Below are 16,029 nucleotides of genomic sequence, written 5' to 3'. Positions count from 1 at the left end.
CCGCCTCCGAGATCTTTTCTTAGTGAGAAAGAGAAGAATGCGATGAAAAACCTGATTAAAAACATTTTTTCCACTGTAGGGCTGTTTACCATTATAAGCGCCTCAAATATCTGCATCGCACAAGAAACGACACCTTCAATATCAGCCCTTAAGGTAACTACCGCCTCTCAGAGTTATAAAAAAATTCGTCTAAGCAAATCGCTAGCGCTAAACACCTTTAAACGTATTGATATTTTGCCGTCGCCAACTTTCGCCAAAAAGAAAGGTCAATATCTAGTCCACGACGCTTTACCTAGCGGTAGCTTCAAAGGCAAAAAATAAACTTCAATAACTAGTCGCTAACGACTGTGCTGCTCGAGCCCTTCATTCCACCTGCGAACGAATTCATCAGACCATGCGTCCCAGCCAATGGTATTCAGAGTCCAAATTGTGACACCTAAAACAGCAACGTTTAATACTAAACCTATGTAAGCAATAATTTTCCCTTTAGTAAGCGTCGATGAGTTTGAATATTGCTTGTAAGGAAGGGATAGGCTTTTCTTAGCGTTGCTAGCCAAAAATAGTGACAGCAAAGAGAACACAATCGCAAATCCACCAAAGATAAATAAAGTACAGCTCAGTACCGCAGACCAGTAAACAGTACTGGCGCCAGGAATCTTATTATCTGTTTGATTTTGCATTGTGCTTCTCTTCCTTGATGAATAATTAAATGTTCAGCCTATGAATTGTTTAAATTATAGACAGCCCACCTTTTTTGCTAGCGTTTTATAAACTGAAAGCTTAGTGGGTAGACCCATAGCTCACCTTTATTAGCTTTTACCGCTGCTATTATCGCGAAAATGATGTTCATCAAACCAAGTACGATAAACCCTAGGGCGCCAATGATGATAAAAGTAAGAATAAAACAAATCACCGAATAAACGAGCAGGCTCAGCAGCCAATTAGCTGTTACTCGACCGTGCTGATTAATATCTTCATTTTGATCTTTATGCGCTATCCAAAGCACAATTGGCAAAACAATGCCTAAGCCAGGAATAATAAAGCTGGATAATTGCGACACGTGGATAAGTGTGCAGTAGCTGCGAGCATTAAGCCCCCAATAAACCGGTTCTTCCGTTGACATAAATTCTTCCTTATTAGTTAGTTGGTTTTATTTGATAAATATAAACGTCTATTGTTTCGCCGCAGCGAGCTTAACTCGAACATCAAATTTGTTTTACAAAAACTGCGCAGCGTTACACAATGCTACCTCATGTCTATGTGAACGTCGATTCACTTTAAAACCAAAATAATTAAAGGACAAAGTATGCTCAATCATAAACGTACACTGATAGCAGCATTAGTAAGCGTATCGCTTATGGGGTGTGGCGAGAGTACTACTCAGACAGAAACTAAACCTGAACTTACCGCGCAAGACGCGAAACAATTCTTACAGCAAGCGCAGGATGATATTGCGAAAATGCAGGTGCCGGCTGCACATGCAGAATGGAGCTATGCAACCAATATCAATTTCGACACTGCTGCAGTTAGTGCCTATTTTAACGAAGTGCTATCAACAAAAGTGGCTAAGTTAGCTAAAGAAGCGGCTAAGTTTAATGACGTAGAGGTTGATGTAGATACCCGAAGACAACTTGATTTACTTAAAAATAGCTTAACTATGCCGCCACCGGCAGACACGGATAAAGCGGAGCGTTTAGCCAAAATTGGGTCAGAACTTAGCGCCATGTATGGATCGGGTGAATACTGCAGCGATGATGGTAGTTGTAAGAGCTTGGTTGAAATGAGTTCTGAAATGGCTACCCTCCGCGACGCCGATAAACTGCTAGAGTATTGGACAGGCTGGCGCGAAGTCTCTAAACCCATGGCACCACTTTATGCTGAACAAGTTTCCCTTGCTAACGAAGGTGCGGCGGAACTTGGGTTTGAAAACGTAAGTGCGCTATGGCGGGGCAAATATGACATGCCGGCAGACGACTTTCCAAAAGAGTTGGACCGTTTATGGACACAGGTTGAGCCTTTCTATGAGTCTCTTCATTGTCATGTTCGTGCGAAACTTGGTGAACATTTCGGTGAAGATGTAGTGCCCCAAGACCAGCCAATTCCGGCCCATCTTTTAGGAAACATGTGGGCGCAATCATGGGGAAACATCTATGACATCGTTAAGCCTCAACAGGAAATGAAAGTTCCTGACGTAACGAGTGCACTCGCCGCACAAGGGTATGACGAAGTAGCCATGGTTAAGCAGGCCGAGTCATTTTTCTCATCCCTTGGCTTTGAAGAACTGCCAGAGACTTTTTGGGAACGTTCAATGTTTCAAAAACCTGAAGGACGTGACGTGCAGTGTCACGCTTCTGCATGGGATTTGGATGACAAAGACGATCTTCGCATAAAAATGTGTATTCAAAAGACTGGCGAAGAATTTAACGTCATTCACCATGAATTAGGCCATAACTATTATCAACGTGCTTATAAAGACCAGCCTCTGCTTTACCGTGGCTCAGCAAACGACGGTTTCCACGAAGCCATTGGCGACACAATAGCCCTGTCAATTACGCCTAAGTACCTTAAGCAAATTGATTTGATAGATGAAATCCCTGACGCATCAAATGATATCGGTATGCTGATGCAGGTAGCGCTTGATAAAATTGCCTTTATTCCTTTTGGTTTGATGGTTGATCAGTGGCGTTGGAAGGTCATGTCTGGTGAGGTTACACCTGAACAATACAATCAGCTTTGGTGGGAATTAAGAGAAAAGTATCAGGGTGTAATGGCACCTGTTGAACGCAGTGCTGATGCCTTTGACCCTGGAGCAAAATATCATGTTCCAGCTAATGTACCTTATACACGCTACTTCCTTGCGCATATTCTTCAGTTCCAATTCCACAAAGCACTGTGTGATATTGCCGGTGATGAAGGTCCGTTAAACCGCTGCTCTATTTACGGCAGCGAAGAAGCAGGTAAAGCGCTTAACGAAATGTTAGAAATGGGAATGAGCCAACCTTGGCAGAATGCTCTAGAGACGCTAACAGGCTCACCCCAAATGGATGCAAGTACTATTGCGGATTACTTTGCGCCACTTAAAAACTGGCTGGATGAGCAAAACGCAACACGCCAGTGCGGTTGGTAATGCTTCTATAAAGATCAAATCACAGCACTATTGCTAACATTTCTAAGTAATTAAGCCCCTTTAACATGGGGCTTTTTTGTACGATTTAAACTTTTGTTCTATTGAAAGTCCCCGGCATTAGCGTAACTTACACTTATTAATAATTCTTAATGTTGCAATGATATGCGCTGTCCTTCAGCATGCCTCTTCTTTATCCTCACTTTATTGGTTAGCTGGAACCTTTCTGCACACGCACAAATTGGTGCCCCCGCTTTTAACACATTCGACATGGAAAGCGGCATCACCCATGTCACCATTTCTGACATCGCAGAAGATAAATACGGTTTTTTGTGGTTAGCATCCCAGTCAGGTATAGATAAATTTGATGGTTATACCTTTAGAAATTTTGGAATGTGGGGCGAGGATGAATCTTCAGGCCTTCAAACACTTAGTGTTCTACAATTAGAAGCAAGCTTAGACGGTCAGTTTATTTGGGTTGGTACGTTTAGTGGCCTGAGCCGCTTAAATGTCGACACTGAAAAGTTTATTCATTACGCCCTCCCCGTTTCATCGTCATTCGACAAACAGATTATCAATAGACTGAAAACCACGCACGACGGCATGCTGTGGATAATATCTGAACGAAATCTGTATCGATACCACGAGAAAACCGACAGCATAGAATTAGTCAGTTATCTCGCTGATACTACAAGTACACTTACCGATGTAGAGCTCATTGGCAATACGCTTTATGTGACCTCCACTTCAGGTCTTTATAAGCTCGACCCTTTTAAAAGCTCGCTAGAATTAGTTGCCTATAAGGGCGTGAACTTTACTCGACTCGTCGCAGCTGAGCGCTCAAGATTTTGGTTGGGGACATCTACTTATGGCATTTGCTTGTTTAACCCCAACTCACAATTCGAGGAAATTACAAAGCAGTGTATCAGTGAAGTACAGGGGTTGTCGGATAACTCGGTTACAGATATTTTACTTCAACGCAATGGTGATATCTGGGTTGCAACCGAGAGAGGTTTAAACTTATTGAAAGCTCACAGTCCTTATACCGTATTGCGTTTCCCAATCAGTGACAGAGATTCAGGAAACGAGCGTTTATCAAGTTTATACCAAACAAATTCGGGTCTTGTGGTTGTCGGAACCAAAGATGATGGTTTCGCAATAAGCAACCCGGAACTTAGCAACTTTTATACTTCCGAAGTGGGAAATGGCCGTATTGTAGGCTCGATGACCGAATACAAGGGTAATAAAGTATGGCTAACCAATGAAAAAGGGTTATGGATTTACGATACCGTCAATAAAACTTACCAGGGGCCATTTACGTCAGATAACTCTCGAACAACCGACGATAGTGCAAGCGATAAGCTAACCAGTGTTTATTACGATAAAGATAGCGATACGCTTTGGGTTTCAACACTCAGTGGGCTGGCGAAATTAAACAATGAAACAAGACAGCTTGAAGTTGTGGCGCTGCAAGGCAAATCTAGTTATAGCATAAATATGGATGCCCAAGGCGATATCTGGTTTGGTGGCTATAGCGACGGCGTATTTGTTTACCGTCCTTCGGAGGGACGTGTTGTCAGGCAATGGCCCCTCTCCCTCACTACTCGAATTCTTTTTGAAAGTGGCGAAAGTGCATGGCTGAGCACGGTAACAGGCTTGCACTTTGCTAATAAACTTACTGGTGAGTTAACGAACATTAGCGACTACACGGACAAAATTACAGACAGTACGGTAGTGACGTGGATTTCTCGCTCAAAACGTGGCGGCTACTGGGTAGGAACACAAGCCGCCGGCTTATATTTTGTCACGCAAAATAATGATGATTTTTCTTCCATTAAGGTTACTCAGATCAAGCCAGAGAGCAGATTAAGTAAGGTCTCAATTGGTGCCATTGTCGAAGATGATGAATATGGCTTGTGGATTTCCACAATAGTAGGCATTTCTTATTTAGCGCCCGATCTCGATACTCTTTATTACTATGGCGCAGAGAATGGTGCCCTCTCTACGGGATACTACATCGGCTCTGTAGCCACTACCGAAAATAACACTATTCTTTTTGGCGGCTCCCAAGGGCTCACTCAGTTTAATCCCACCGACGTTACTAATGTAAAGTGGTCCCCTGACGTACACCTCACAAAAGTAGAAACTGTAAATAGAGATCAGAATAATGGCACTAGCGTTCAACAGCGGCTCAATTTAGGGGAAAAGATAGAACTTACCCATAATAATATTGCGCTTTCTATTGAGTTTGCAGCAACTGATTACATGAATGCCAATGAACTGCGCTACGCTTACAAGTTGGTAGATTTCGAAAATAGCTGGCGCTTTACCGATTACAAAGCGCGGGTGGCGACCTATACGAATTTAGAGCCCGGACACTACCGTTTTACAGTAAAAGCGATAAACCAAGAAAACGTCTGGAGCAGCGATGAGGCTCAACTCGAGATTATAGTCATTCCACCATGGTGGGATAAGCCTGTATGGCGTGTTGCACTGTTACTCTCTATCTTATTGTTCATTACTTCGATAGTTTGGCTGAGAATTTCGGCACTAAAAGCTCGTTCAGCAGAGCTCTCACTAAAGGTAGAAGAAAAAACGCGAGACCTTGAAGCCATGGTAGAGAAATTGACGCTTTTATCTTCTCAAGACTCATTGACTGGGCTAAAAAACAGACGCTATTTCACCCAACGAGCCAAAGCTGAGTGGCACGAATTTAAACGACACAACCGCGCTTTTTCGTTACTAATCGTTGATATCGACTTTTTCAAAAGAATTAATGACGAGTATGGCCACCACGTGGGCGATGCCGTTTTGGTTAAAATAGCTAACACTCTGGAAAATAACCTACGGGAAAGTGATGTTATTGCACGTTGGGGTGGAGAAGAATTTCTAATTTTATTGCCTTCACTAAATGTACAAGAGGCCTATTGGGTCGCTGAGAAGTTACGTAAAAGTGTAGCGGAACAAGTTGTCGAGGCACCGCCGCACTCGGTCAGCGTTACCATCACATGTGGCGTTGCAGATATAAAGGATTATGACAGCGTAGATGCCTGTATTCACGCAGTGGATAAAAAACTGTATGCAGGTAAAGAGTCTGGCCGAAACGCCGTTGTTAAATAAGGGTAGCCTTGCGTCAGCTCAACGCCTCACATCTGACACGTTTCGGTAATTGCCCTCACTAACCAATTTATGCAGCCAATCTCTTTAGCATGGCATTCCATCGCAGTTTATGATCGCATATTACGATTGCTTCCTATGCAACCTTGTATCGATAAACGATAGATATTTTTCAATTACAAGGAGTATAGCATTATGGCTAATGTATTAGTGATTGGCGCTTCGGGACAAATTGGCAAACAAGCTACCGTAAAGCTTTTAGATGCAGGGCACAAGGTCTTAGCACCGGTGAGAAGTCCTGACAAACTATCTGACATACAAAATGATAATCTTAGTGTTGTAGAGCAAGATCTAGAGAGAGATTTTTCTTCTCATTTTGAAGGAATTGATGTGGTGGTATTCACCGCGGGCTCGGGTGGTAACACGGGTGCAGATAAAACACTTATGATCGATCTATGGGCTGCACGTAACGCAGTAAACTATGCCAAAGCGGCAGGTACACCTAAATTCATTATGGTGAGTTCTATTGGCGCAGGCGACCCTGATAGCGTAGATTCAGCAATTAAGCCTTACTTAGTTGCCAAGCATATGGCCGACGAGCACTTAATTAACAGTGGTTTGCATCATATTATCTTACGCCCGGGTACATTACAGAATGAACCAGGTACTCATTTAGTGCGCACTGACATTCCAAGCAATAAAGATGATGCGGTAATCCCTAGAGAAGATGTAGCTACAGCTATTGTTGAGAGTGTTGCAAAAGAGGGTAGTGAAAATACGATTACTTACCTGTTTAAAGGCGACACGCCTATCTCGCAAATTTTATAACACTTAAATCCCCCTCCCCTGTTTAGTGTGATCACTACAGCGGGAGGGATATTACTATGCAAATAGCATCTTAGGGGATTAAAGACTGGCTCACCCAGTTACCATTGGCGTCTTTTTGATGCCATTCTCGGCTTTGTGGGTTGCCTCTTAAATTCAGGTAATCTACGCTTTCAATAGCCAATAATATCACACAGAAATGAGGCGGCACTTCATCGAAATCGCCTTCTATTTGAAGCGCTGTGCCATCATTACGAGGCGTACCCGGCTCGCCCCATAGAAACTGCTTTTTCCCCGCGTCCGACAACTTATTCCAGTGTTGTTTAACTAAGTCAACATCCTGACTCGCAGTGATTATTGTAGCGAGGCAAGAGAAACGGTATTGCTCTCTGCTTTTAGAAAAATACCAACATATTTGTGCTTGAGCGTTTTGCTCTAGCTGGCTGTACTTTTCTGTTCGGGTATCAGAGATAACAACTAGCTGATTTTCGTCGGTCATCCCTCTAAATACTACGGTTCGGCAAAACGGAGTACCGCTGCCATCAACCGTGGCTAACTGAAAATATCGACTTTCGGGCATACTGCGGGTTTGGTGTAGACTTTTTGTCAATCCCTGTCGCCATTGGGGCATACCCACCTCCTCATGTAAGCCAACTGCTTTTTAGTTACGCTGCTTTCTTATCAGCCAAAGAAAACAATGTGTAAAAGTTGCGTGTAGTGATGTCAGCTAGCTCTTTTACCGATACACCTTTGAGCTCTGCGATAAACTCAGCCACTTCCACTACATAACCAGGTTGGTTTTGCTTACCCCGATGAGGTACAGGCGCAAGCCAAGGAGAGTCAGTCTCAATAAGCAGCCGCTCTAAAGGTATAGCTTTCACCACTTCACGTAATTCATCAGCAGAATTAAAAGTCACAATGCCGGAAATAGAGATGTAAAAGTCCATCTCTATAGCGGCCTGTGCCATCTCTAATGACTCAGTAAAACAATGTAAAACGCCTTTGGTATGCGCTGCTTTGTGTTCACGGAGTAAGTTGATGGTATCTTCTCTTGCATCTCGCGTGTGGATAATAAGCGGCTTTCTGGTTTCGTTAGCTACTTTGATGTGGTCGACAAATGACGTTAACTGAATATCTTTGCTTTCTGGGCTATAAAAATAGTCCAGCCCTGTTTCACCTATCGCAACAACTTCCTCACGCTGCGCCTTCTCTAGCAGTTCCTCATAACTACACGCTTCGTCTTGATGCAGCGGGTGCACACCACAAGATACTGAAACGTCATCAAACTGGCTAACTGCGTCTAACATGCTGTTGTAATCGCCAACCGACACGCATACGCAAAGAAAGTGCTCTACGCCTCGAGTTCTAGCAAAATTTAACGTTTCAGCCAGTTCTTCTGGCCCTTGCTTAAGTCGGTCTAAGTGACAATGAGAATCTACGAACAAACTACACCTGTATTAATAAATTGCTTTCAGACAAAAGGAACTAAAAACCTTTTTTGTCTGTTAACGTTGAAACTGTTTTAACAGCCCAAAAAGTACCATCGATTTATTCACGCCAGCATGTTCGAGCGTTTTTACTGCCTCTACACACGCTACATAGCGTTCAAAGTCGACGGCCTGTTGACGCTTCATGTATTCGTCATGGGCCAGTTGTTGGCACCACAATGCGATTTGCTGCGCATTGCTCTGCCACTTATTTGCAAGTGTTTGCACCTGCATGTTGGCATCACCTGCTAAAAGCGCCTGTATACCATCACTGAAATTGCGATAACTAATATCTTCGTCACCAGAGAGCGCTTCTTCCACGCGAAGGGGCGCATAACCATAGGCCGCCAGTAATGCTTCGCTAGCATCTTCTACGCCTTTAGCCTTTAGGTAGTTCAAACTGTCTGGTACAGACGGAAGCGCAAGTATCTGTCGTTCACACCGACTCAATATGGTTGGCATGATCTTATTGATACTATCTGTAATCAGCAGTAAGAAAGTATTATCTGTGGGCTCTTCTAAGGTTTTCAATAGCGCATTAGCCGCCGCCTCTGTCATGGTGTCGGCTCGGGGGATCAGCAACACTTTGTTCCCCCCCATTTGCGCAGTACCAGAGAGCTTGGCAATACCTTCGCGAATTTTGTCCACGCCAAGCTGCTTTTCACTTTCCAACACGTGAAAGTCTGGGTGATTTCCCGCCTGTCTTAAATGGCAGCTTTGACACTGCTCGCATGGTCCGTCGGTACTAGGTTGCTTGCACAATAACGCGTTGCTTAAGCCCACTGCGAGTTGATTTTTGCCGATGCCCTTTGGGCCAGTTAGCAGTAGGCCATGGTGCAGTTTCTTTGCCATATATCGCGTTAGCAAAGTCGAAAACGTTGCAGCAAACCAGGGCAGCATTTGCATTACCCTCTCTCCTGCTGACTTTCGTTTTGCACTGAATTGCTACTTTCACTTACGGTGCCAGTGTATTCTTGGTTGGTCACATAATCGGTAATAGTGGCAATAACATCTTGATGAACCTTTTCCATAGGCTGCATTGCGCTAATTACTACTATCGATTCATCTTGCTCGGCCAACGACAGGTATTTAGCACGGGTACGCTCGAAAAAGGCGAGCCCGGCTTGCTCAATGCGGTCAAGCTCTCCTCGCCCGCGGGCGCGCTCTAGTCCAACCGCAGGCTCGACATCCAGATATAGAGTTAAATCTGGCTTAAACCCTTTAAGGGCGATATCGCTGATGGCCGACATTGTTTTTCCACTGACGCCCCGACCACCGCCTTGATAGGCTTGAGATGACAGGTCGTGTCTGTCACCTACCACCCACGCACCAGCATCAAGTGAAGGTAAGATTTTATTGGTAAGTAATTGCACACGAGCCGCATACATAAGAAGCAGCTCAGTTTCTTCACTAACAGCTTCATCCCAGTCGTGCTTTACACATTCTCGTATGGCTTCCGCCATAGGTGTACCACCTGGTTCACGTGTCTGCTCAACGCGCTTTCCAGCACCCTTTAATGCTTGAACAATTAGCCCTATTACAGAGCTTTTTCCTGCCCCTTCAAGGCCTTCAACTACAATAAATTTTCCGCGCATTACTTTTTAAACTCTGTTTTCATTTAGCTATAACCTACTGGCTAGATCACTGCTACGTACTATGTAGCTATAACAGCAGGGTTATCGTTTTAACTGGTATTTTCGCACAGCTGCATTGTGTTCAGCTAGCGAGGTAGAGAATTGATGGCTTCCGTCACCTTTCGCTACAAAATATAAAGCATCAGTGGATAGCGGGTGTAACGCCGCATGAATCGCCGCTTTGCCAGCCATGGCTATTGGCGTTGGCGGTAACCCTTTGATGACATAAGTGTTGTAAGGCGTTGCCGTTCGAAGGTGTTTACGCGTAATATTTCCATCAAATTTGGGACCAATACCATAAATCACCGTCGGGTCGGTTTGAAGGCGCATGTTTTTATTGAGTCTATTAACAAATACTCCGGAAATCATGTCACGCTCTTCAGGTACTGCCGTTTCTTTTTCGATGATACTCGCCAATACAAGTGCTTCATAGGGTGTGGCTAATGGAAGATCCGTTTTCCGTTGTTTCCACTCAACAGAGACAAACTCAATAAGCGCATGGTGAGCTCGCTTCAATAGTTCACTGGCTGTTGTACCTTTAGTAAAAAAGTAAGTATCAGCCAAATACATCCCTTCGGTCTGTGATACCTGTTCGCAACACCAATCAACACCGTTACCTTGAGTTAACTGTCCTAATTTATCCTTGTCTAAATCGAAAACAAGATTGGGGTTTTGCTTAAGTGTTTCAATCCATTGTGAGAGGGTTAGCCCTTCAACTAAGCTTACCGCAAAGAAATGCTCGTCACCTTGAGTAAAAAGCGTAAATACATCCACCAACGACTGGTCGGGGCGTAACATGTATGTGCCTGATTTAACCGAGGTGCTGCCTGCAAAAAATTTAAGCCATACTTTTGCCACAAACGGTGGCACATCAGTTATTTCTGCTTCACGCAATAACTTCACCGTGCGATAAGCATTACTACCGCTTTCTATGGTAAATAAGCTTTCATTTTCTAGCGTTAATTCAGAAGTGACCTTTCCAGACACATACATAACGCCACATGCAGCACCAATCACTGCAACCACAATAAGGGACAGTAAAATAATGACAGCCCGCTTCATACTTAGGCTTCCCTTTTGTACATTGTTTTATATTCCATTCTACTTCGTTCTACGACTAATTCTTCAATTCATTTAAGAGTGCATAAGCTCTTTTGTATGCATCTATAATGTTAATTTAAGCGCCAGCTTGTTTCGCTAGCTGCCTTTACTCTTTATTTTTGATCGCTTTTTTACTGCCCATTTTCTACTGTGCACTTTTTACAGCCGACTTCTCACTGACCTCTTTTACTGCCCATTTTTCACTGCAATAGTAAGACGTGCCTTTAGGCGAGCAATTGCATCGCTTTTAACATCAAAATTAACCACAGAAAAATCAGTCATTCGTACTTGTTTCACCGGCATTACTCCCATTAACGCATTGGTAATGACTACTGCGCTGGCTTTTCGTAAAAAAGAAAGGTCGTAATTCCCAACGTGAAGTACACTGTTATCGTTTAACAGCGAATCGATAAGACACTGCCTTACAACACCATTTACCCCGCTACCCTTTAGAGAGGGGGTATACCATTCGTCGTTAAGATAAAAAAACAGATTACCTGCGCTCGCCTCAATAATACTATCCTGGGTATCGCAAACGATAGCGTCGTGAGCGCCAGCTTCATCTACTTCATGTTTTACAAGTACTTGCTCTAGCCTATTCATATGCTTCACACCAGCAAGCAATGGCTGAATAGCTAACCTTGTTTGAGCACATATCACACTAACACCTTTATTAGCCAAACTATCGTAATGGCTCGGGTACGGGTGCTGACTAAATCTTATAAGCGCTTCACTGTCTTCACTTCGCGCGTATCCTCTACCTGCTTGACCACCAGAAACGTGAACTTTTAACACATACTTTGTCGATGCGTTTCCTTCCGAGGCTTTCTTTATTGCCTCAATTTGTTCAGCGATTGCGGCTTCGAGAGTATCTATATCGATATCCAGTTTGATGGCAGCGGTATCGTGCTCTAAACGTGATAAATGGTAAGGCAATAATTCTGCTTTGTGTTCATTCACCATCAGTGTGGTAAACACGCCATCTCCGTAATTAAACGCCCTATCACTTGATGAAATAGGCGTAGCGCTGGGAATAATTATCACTGCCTACTCTTGTTCGCCGTTACTATCTTTGAGGGAAGTATACCAACTTGCATTGGTCAAACAACTTATAGCTGTGACCAATTGTTTGACTCGCCAATGAAGAAAGCCTGACGCGCACAATCTTCGACATTACATTTGTTCATATAAACAACAAAAGGCAGCCGAAGCTGCCTTTTGAATGTGAGTAAAACTCAAACGTATTGTGTTAGCTAGAGCGCGTTATATACGCTTGAAAATCAATGAGCCGTTCGTACCGCCAAACCCGAATGAATTACACAGTGCGTAGTCTTCACTGAATGCCTTTGCTTTGTGTGCAACAAAGTCTAAGTCACAGCCCTCACCTGGCTCATCCAAGTTAATGGTTGGCGGCGCCATTTTGTCACGCAGTGCCAAAATAGTGAAAATTGCCTCAACCGAACCAGCGGCACCCAGTAAGTGACCTGTCATTGACTTGGTAGAGCTAACAAGTAATTTGTGAGCATGATCGTTGAATACACGTTTCACCGCAGCCACTTCAGCGATATCACCTGCAGGCGTAGACGTACCATGGGCGTTAACATAGCCAATGTCGCTTGCATCCATTTTCGCGTCGTTTATCGCGTTTTGCATAGATGCAGCTGCACCTTCACCATCTTCAGGTGGCGAAGTCATATGGTATGCGTCGCCGCTCATGCCAAAACCAACAAGCTCAGCATATATGGTCGCGCCACGAGCTTTTGCGGCTTCATATTCTTCTAGCATTACCACGCCAGCGCCCTCACCCATGACAAAACCATCGCGGTCTTTATCCCATGGGCGGCTTGCGGCCTGTGGATCGTCATTACGAGATGACAACGCACGAGCTGCGGCAAAGCCTGCCATGCCTAACGGCGTAATAGACGCTTCAGCGCCACCGGCCAACATGGCGTCAGCATCACCATAAGCAATGGTTCTCGCGGCAATACCGATGTTGTGAACGCCTGTCGTACACGCAGTCACAACGTTTAAATTCGGTCCTTTCAACCCTTCCATGATAGACAAAAAGCCTGAAATCATGTTGGTTATGGTTGAAGGTACAAAGAACGGCGATACGCGCTTAGGTCCACTATTTGTCAGTTTCAAATGGTTTTGTTCAATTTGCTCTAAACCACCGATTCCTGAACCAATAGCCACACCTACGCGATGCGCATTATCTTGTGAAACAGTTAAACCAGAATCGACCAAAGCTTGTTTGCCTGCTGCAATACCCAATTGGATAAAGCGGTCCATCTTCTTGGTTTCTTTCTTTTCAATGTATTCCTGCGGATCAAAATCGTTAATTTGACCTGCGAAACGGGTTGAATAGTTACTACAATCGAAATGGGTGATTTCACCGATGCCGCTTTCGCCCGCGAGCAGTTTGCGCCATGTGTCTTCGCTATTAAGACCTAATGGTGAAAGCATTCCAAGACCAGTAACCACTACGCGACGTTTTGTCACAAAAAGCCCTCGCTTTGGAACTAAGGTAGGAGATACAAAAACGGCTCTGTAAGAAGAGCCGCTTTGTCGCTACTTAAGACTTAAGCGTCTTTGTTAGCGTTGATGTAGTCAATTGCAGACTGAACAGTAGTAATTTTTTCAGCTTCTTCGTCAGGAATTTCAGTGTCGAATTCTTCTTCCAAAGCCATCACTAGCTCAACAGTGTCAAGTGAATCAGCGCCTAAATCGTCAACGAATGAAGCTTCTGCTTTTACTTCTTCTTCTTTCACGCCAAGTTGTTCAACGATGATTTTCTTAACGCGTTCTTCAATGTTACTCATAATTCTAGGTTTCCCTTAAACGTCACTAGATAATAAAAGTGCCGCTAGTTTATTTTGCAAGGTGCATCCTTGCAAGCACCAGTTTAAACAAATTTTCTGGTCAAACCAGCGACATTCGAAATTCGTAAAATACTATTTTTACATCCAAGTTCGGGTAAATACCACCCCAAACTAAGGAAAATTCGCAATTTTTGCGAATTTACCCCATATACATACCACCATTTACGTGGATAGTTTCGCCCGTAATATAGGCTGCACCATCGCTCACTAAAAAGGCAACAGTGGCTGCAATTTCATCAGGCGCACCTAAACGGTTCGCCGGAATATCTTTGAAAATGGCTTCTTTTTGGTCATCGGTCAGCGCTTTTGTCATATCAGTATCGATAAAACCTGGCGCTACAACGTTAATGGTAATACCACGAGAAGCCACTTCACGTGCCATTGATTTAGAAAAACCAATGACCCCTGCTTTCGCCGCAGCATAGTTTGCCTGTCCAGCATTACCCGCACTGCCCACTACTGAACCAATATTTACAATGCGACCACAGCGTTTCTTCATCATACCGCGAAGTACCGCTTTTGACATTGTAAAAATAGAAGTTAAATTGGTGTCGATAATATCCTGCCACTCGTCATCTTTCATGCGCATTAGCAGATTATCACGTGTGATACCTGCATTATTGACCAAGATATCGATGCTACCAAAAGCTTCGTTAATTGCTTTTAATGTTGTATCAACGCTTTCTTTGTCAGTGACATTTAGCGCAAAGCCCTTGCCGCCAAACTCAGAAAGATAGTCGCTGATTGTTTGCGCACCGTTTTCACTGGTTGCCGTACCGATAACCGTAGCACCTTGCTGTGCAAGTTGTGTGGCAATCGCTTTACCTATACCTCGGCTTGCGCCGGTAACGAGCGCAATTTTACCGTCTAATTGACTCATTGCGTTTCCTTATTGTTTTAATGCTTCAACACCATCAGATGTATTAACTGCAAGAGCCGTAAGGCTCTTATCGATACGTTTGTTCAGTCCGGTAAGTACTTTACCAGGGCCTACTTCAATTACACGCTCAACACCCGCTGCCGCGAGATATTCAACAGTACGAGTCCATTGAACAGGACAATAAAGTTGTCTAACTAATGCGTTTTTGATTGCATCACCTTGGGTTTCAATGGTGACATCAACATTATTAACAATATTGATTGCAGGCTCATTAACGTTCAATGACGATAGCGCGTCTTCTAATTTATCTGCCGCAGGGCGCATTAGCTCACAGTGTGAAGGTACACTTACCGCAAGAGGAAGTGCGCGCTTAGCGCCCGCTTCTTTACATGCATTAGCGGCTTGCTCGGCTGCGCTCTTTTCGCCAGCAATAACGACTTGTCCTGGAGAGTTGAAGTTAACTGGCGCGACTACATCGCCTGTAGCAATCGCAGTTTGCTGGCAAATATCAGCAATGGCAGCATCGTCTAATCCAATAATGGCATACATAGCGCCCGCACCGGCTGGTACAGCTTCTTGCATATATTTACCACGGGCTTCCACAAGCTTAATAGCATCAGCAAAGTCCATGGCGCCGCCGCAAACTAACGCTGAATACTCACCAAGGCTGTGACCTGCTAAGTAATCTACATTTATGCCCTGCTCACGAATAACACGCCAAATTGCTACGCTAGCAGCAAGCAACGCTGGCTGAGTGATATGGGTTTCGTTAAGTTTACCGTCTGCATCGTTTTGGACTAAATCCCACAGATCATACCCAAGTGCGTCAGAGGCTTCTTTAAACGTCGCCTCGATAATAGGAGAAGTCTCGGCGAGTTCCTTAAGCATACCAACGCTTTGAGAACCTTGTCCTGGAAATACACAGGCTGTCTTTGTCATGTCGATTCCTTATTATTTTTAATTTACTAGAAACGAGAAA

The 16,029-nt window shown here is 44.0% G+C and carries 16 protein-coding genes; 4 read left to right on the top strand and 12 right to left on the bottom strand.

Features of this window, described 5'->3' with window-relative positions; all coding sequences use genetic code 11:
* The first annotated feature begins 42 nt into the window (after positions 1-42).
* Positions 43-321 (top strand): hypothetical protein, encoded by a 279-nt coding sequence (locus tag ACXAGK_RS10015; RefSeq protein WP_474856077.1) that lies wholly within the window; start codon positions 43-45, stop codon positions 319-321.
* Positions 322-338: 17 nt separating this feature from the next.
* On the opposite strand, the gene ACXAGK_RS10010 is transcribed toward ACXAGK_RS10015, so the two are convergent.
* Positions 339-680, bottom strand: coding sequence for a CCC motif membrane protein (locus ACXAGK_RS10010; RefSeq protein ID WP_474856075.1), 342 nt, complete (start codon positions 678-680; stop codon positions 339-341).
* A gap of 77 nt (positions 681-757) precedes the next feature.
* Complete coding sequence (locus ACXAGK_RS10005; protein WP_474856073.1) at positions 758-1,123, bottom strand: DUF4870 domain-containing protein; 366 nt, start codon at positions 1,121-1,123, stop codon at positions 758-760.
* A gap of 183 nt (positions 1,124-1,306) precedes the next feature.
* Here ACXAGK_RS10005 and ACXAGK_RS10000 point away from each other — a divergent pair, with 183 nt between their 5' ends.
* The 3 genes from ACXAGK_RS10000 to ACXAGK_RS09990 all read left to right on the top strand — a co-directional run bounded on the left by ACXAGK_RS10000 (position 1,307) and on the right by ACXAGK_RS09990 (position 7,069).
* Positions 1,307-3,127 (top strand): M2 family metallopeptidase, encoded by a 1,821-nt coding sequence (locus ACXAGK_RS10000; protein ID WP_474856072.1) that lies wholly within the window; start codon positions 1,307-1,309, stop codon positions 3,125-3,127.
* 162 nt (positions 3,128-3,289) lie between these two features.
* The gene (locus ACXAGK_RS09995; protein WP_474856070.1) at positions 3,290-6,244 is read left to right on the top strand and encodes a ligand-binding sensor domain-containing diguanylate cyclase; all 2,955 of its coding nucleotides are present in this window, start codon (positions 3,290-3,292) and stop codon (positions 6,242-6,244) included.
* Positions 6,245-6,436: 192 nt separating this feature from the next.
* Positions 6,437-7,069, top strand: a complete 633-nt coding sequence (locus ACXAGK_RS09990; protein WP_474856068.1) for an SDR family oxidoreductase — start codon at positions 6,437-6,439, stop codon at positions 7,067-7,069.
* Between the two features lie 70 nt (positions 7,070-7,139).
* Here the strand turns inward: ACXAGK_RS09990 and ACXAGK_RS09985 are convergent, their stop codons facing one another.
* The 10 genes from ACXAGK_RS09985 to fabD all read right to left on the bottom strand — a co-directional run bounded on the left by ACXAGK_RS09985 (position 7,140) and on the right by fabD (position 15,989).
* Positions 7,140-7,697, bottom strand: coding sequence for a pyridoxamine 5'-phosphate oxidase family protein (locus ACXAGK_RS09985; protein ID WP_474856066.1), 558 nt, complete (start codon positions 7,695-7,697; stop codon positions 7,140-7,142).
* A gap of 34 nt (positions 7,698-7,731) precedes the next feature.
* Positions 7,732-8,511 carry a TatD family hydrolase gene (locus ACXAGK_RS09980; protein ID WP_474856064.1) on the bottom strand — a complete coding sequence of 260 codons (780 nt, stop codon included), beginning with the start codon at positions 8,509-8,511 and terminating at the stop codon, positions 7,732-7,734.
* A gap of 60 nt (positions 8,512-8,571) precedes the next feature.
* Positions 8,572-9,459, bottom strand: a complete 888-nt coding sequence (gene holB, locus ACXAGK_RS09975; RefSeq protein WP_474856062.1) for a DNA polymerase III subunit delta' — start codon at positions 9,457-9,459, stop codon at positions 8,572-8,574.
* Positions 9,459-10,148 carry a dTMP kinase gene (gene tmk / locus ACXAGK_RS09970; protein WP_474856060.1) on the bottom strand — a complete coding sequence of 230 codons (690 nt, stop codon included), beginning with the start codon at positions 10,146-10,148 and terminating at the stop codon, positions 9,459-9,461. Before tmk ends, holB begins: the two co-directional genes overlap by 1 nt.
* Before the next feature lie 81 nt (positions 10,149-10,229).
* A complete protein-coding gene (gene mltG / locus ACXAGK_RS09965) occupies positions 10,230-11,249 on the bottom strand; it encodes an endolytic transglycosylase MltG (protein WP_474856058.1) in 1,020 nt (339 codons plus the stop codon).
* Between the two features lie 225 nt (positions 11,250-11,474).
* Positions 11,475-12,332: an aminodeoxychorismate lyase gene (pabC, locus tag ACXAGK_RS09960; protein WP_474856056.1), complete on the bottom strand. Its 858-nt coding sequence runs from the start codon at positions 12,330-12,332 to the stop codon at positions 11,475-11,477.
* A gap of 219 nt (positions 12,333-12,551) precedes the next feature.
* Entirely contained in the window at positions 12,552-13,790 is a 1,239-nt protein-coding gene (gene fabF / locus ACXAGK_RS09955; RefSeq protein ID WP_269916419.1) for a beta-ketoacyl-ACP synthase II, read from the bottom strand.
* A gap of 80 nt (positions 13,791-13,870) precedes the next feature.
* Positions 13,871-14,110, bottom strand: a complete 240-nt coding sequence (gene acpP, locus ACXAGK_RS09950) for an acyl carrier protein (protein WP_012518211.1) — start codon at positions 14,108-14,110, stop codon at positions 13,871-13,873.
* Positions 14,111-14,309: 199 nt separating this feature from the next.
* On the bottom strand, positions 14,310-15,050 hold the full coding sequence (fabG, locus tag ACXAGK_RS09945; protein WP_179983189.1) for a 3-oxoacyl-ACP reductase FabG: 741 nt from the start codon (positions 15,048-15,050) through the stop codon (positions 14,310-14,312).
* Between the two features lie 9 nt (positions 15,051-15,059).
* A complete protein-coding gene (fabD, locus tag ACXAGK_RS09940; RefSeq protein WP_474807266.1) occupies positions 15,060-15,989 on the bottom strand; it encodes an ACP S-malonyltransferase in 930 nt (309 codons plus the stop codon).
* Positions 15,990-16,029 lie beyond the last annotated feature (40 nt).

This window comes from Alteromonas sp. ABM1_013 (assembly GCF_056160505.1).
The sequence above is the reverse complement of the archived record's forward strand: the minus strand, read 5'-3'. Positions and strand labels throughout refer to the sequence as shown.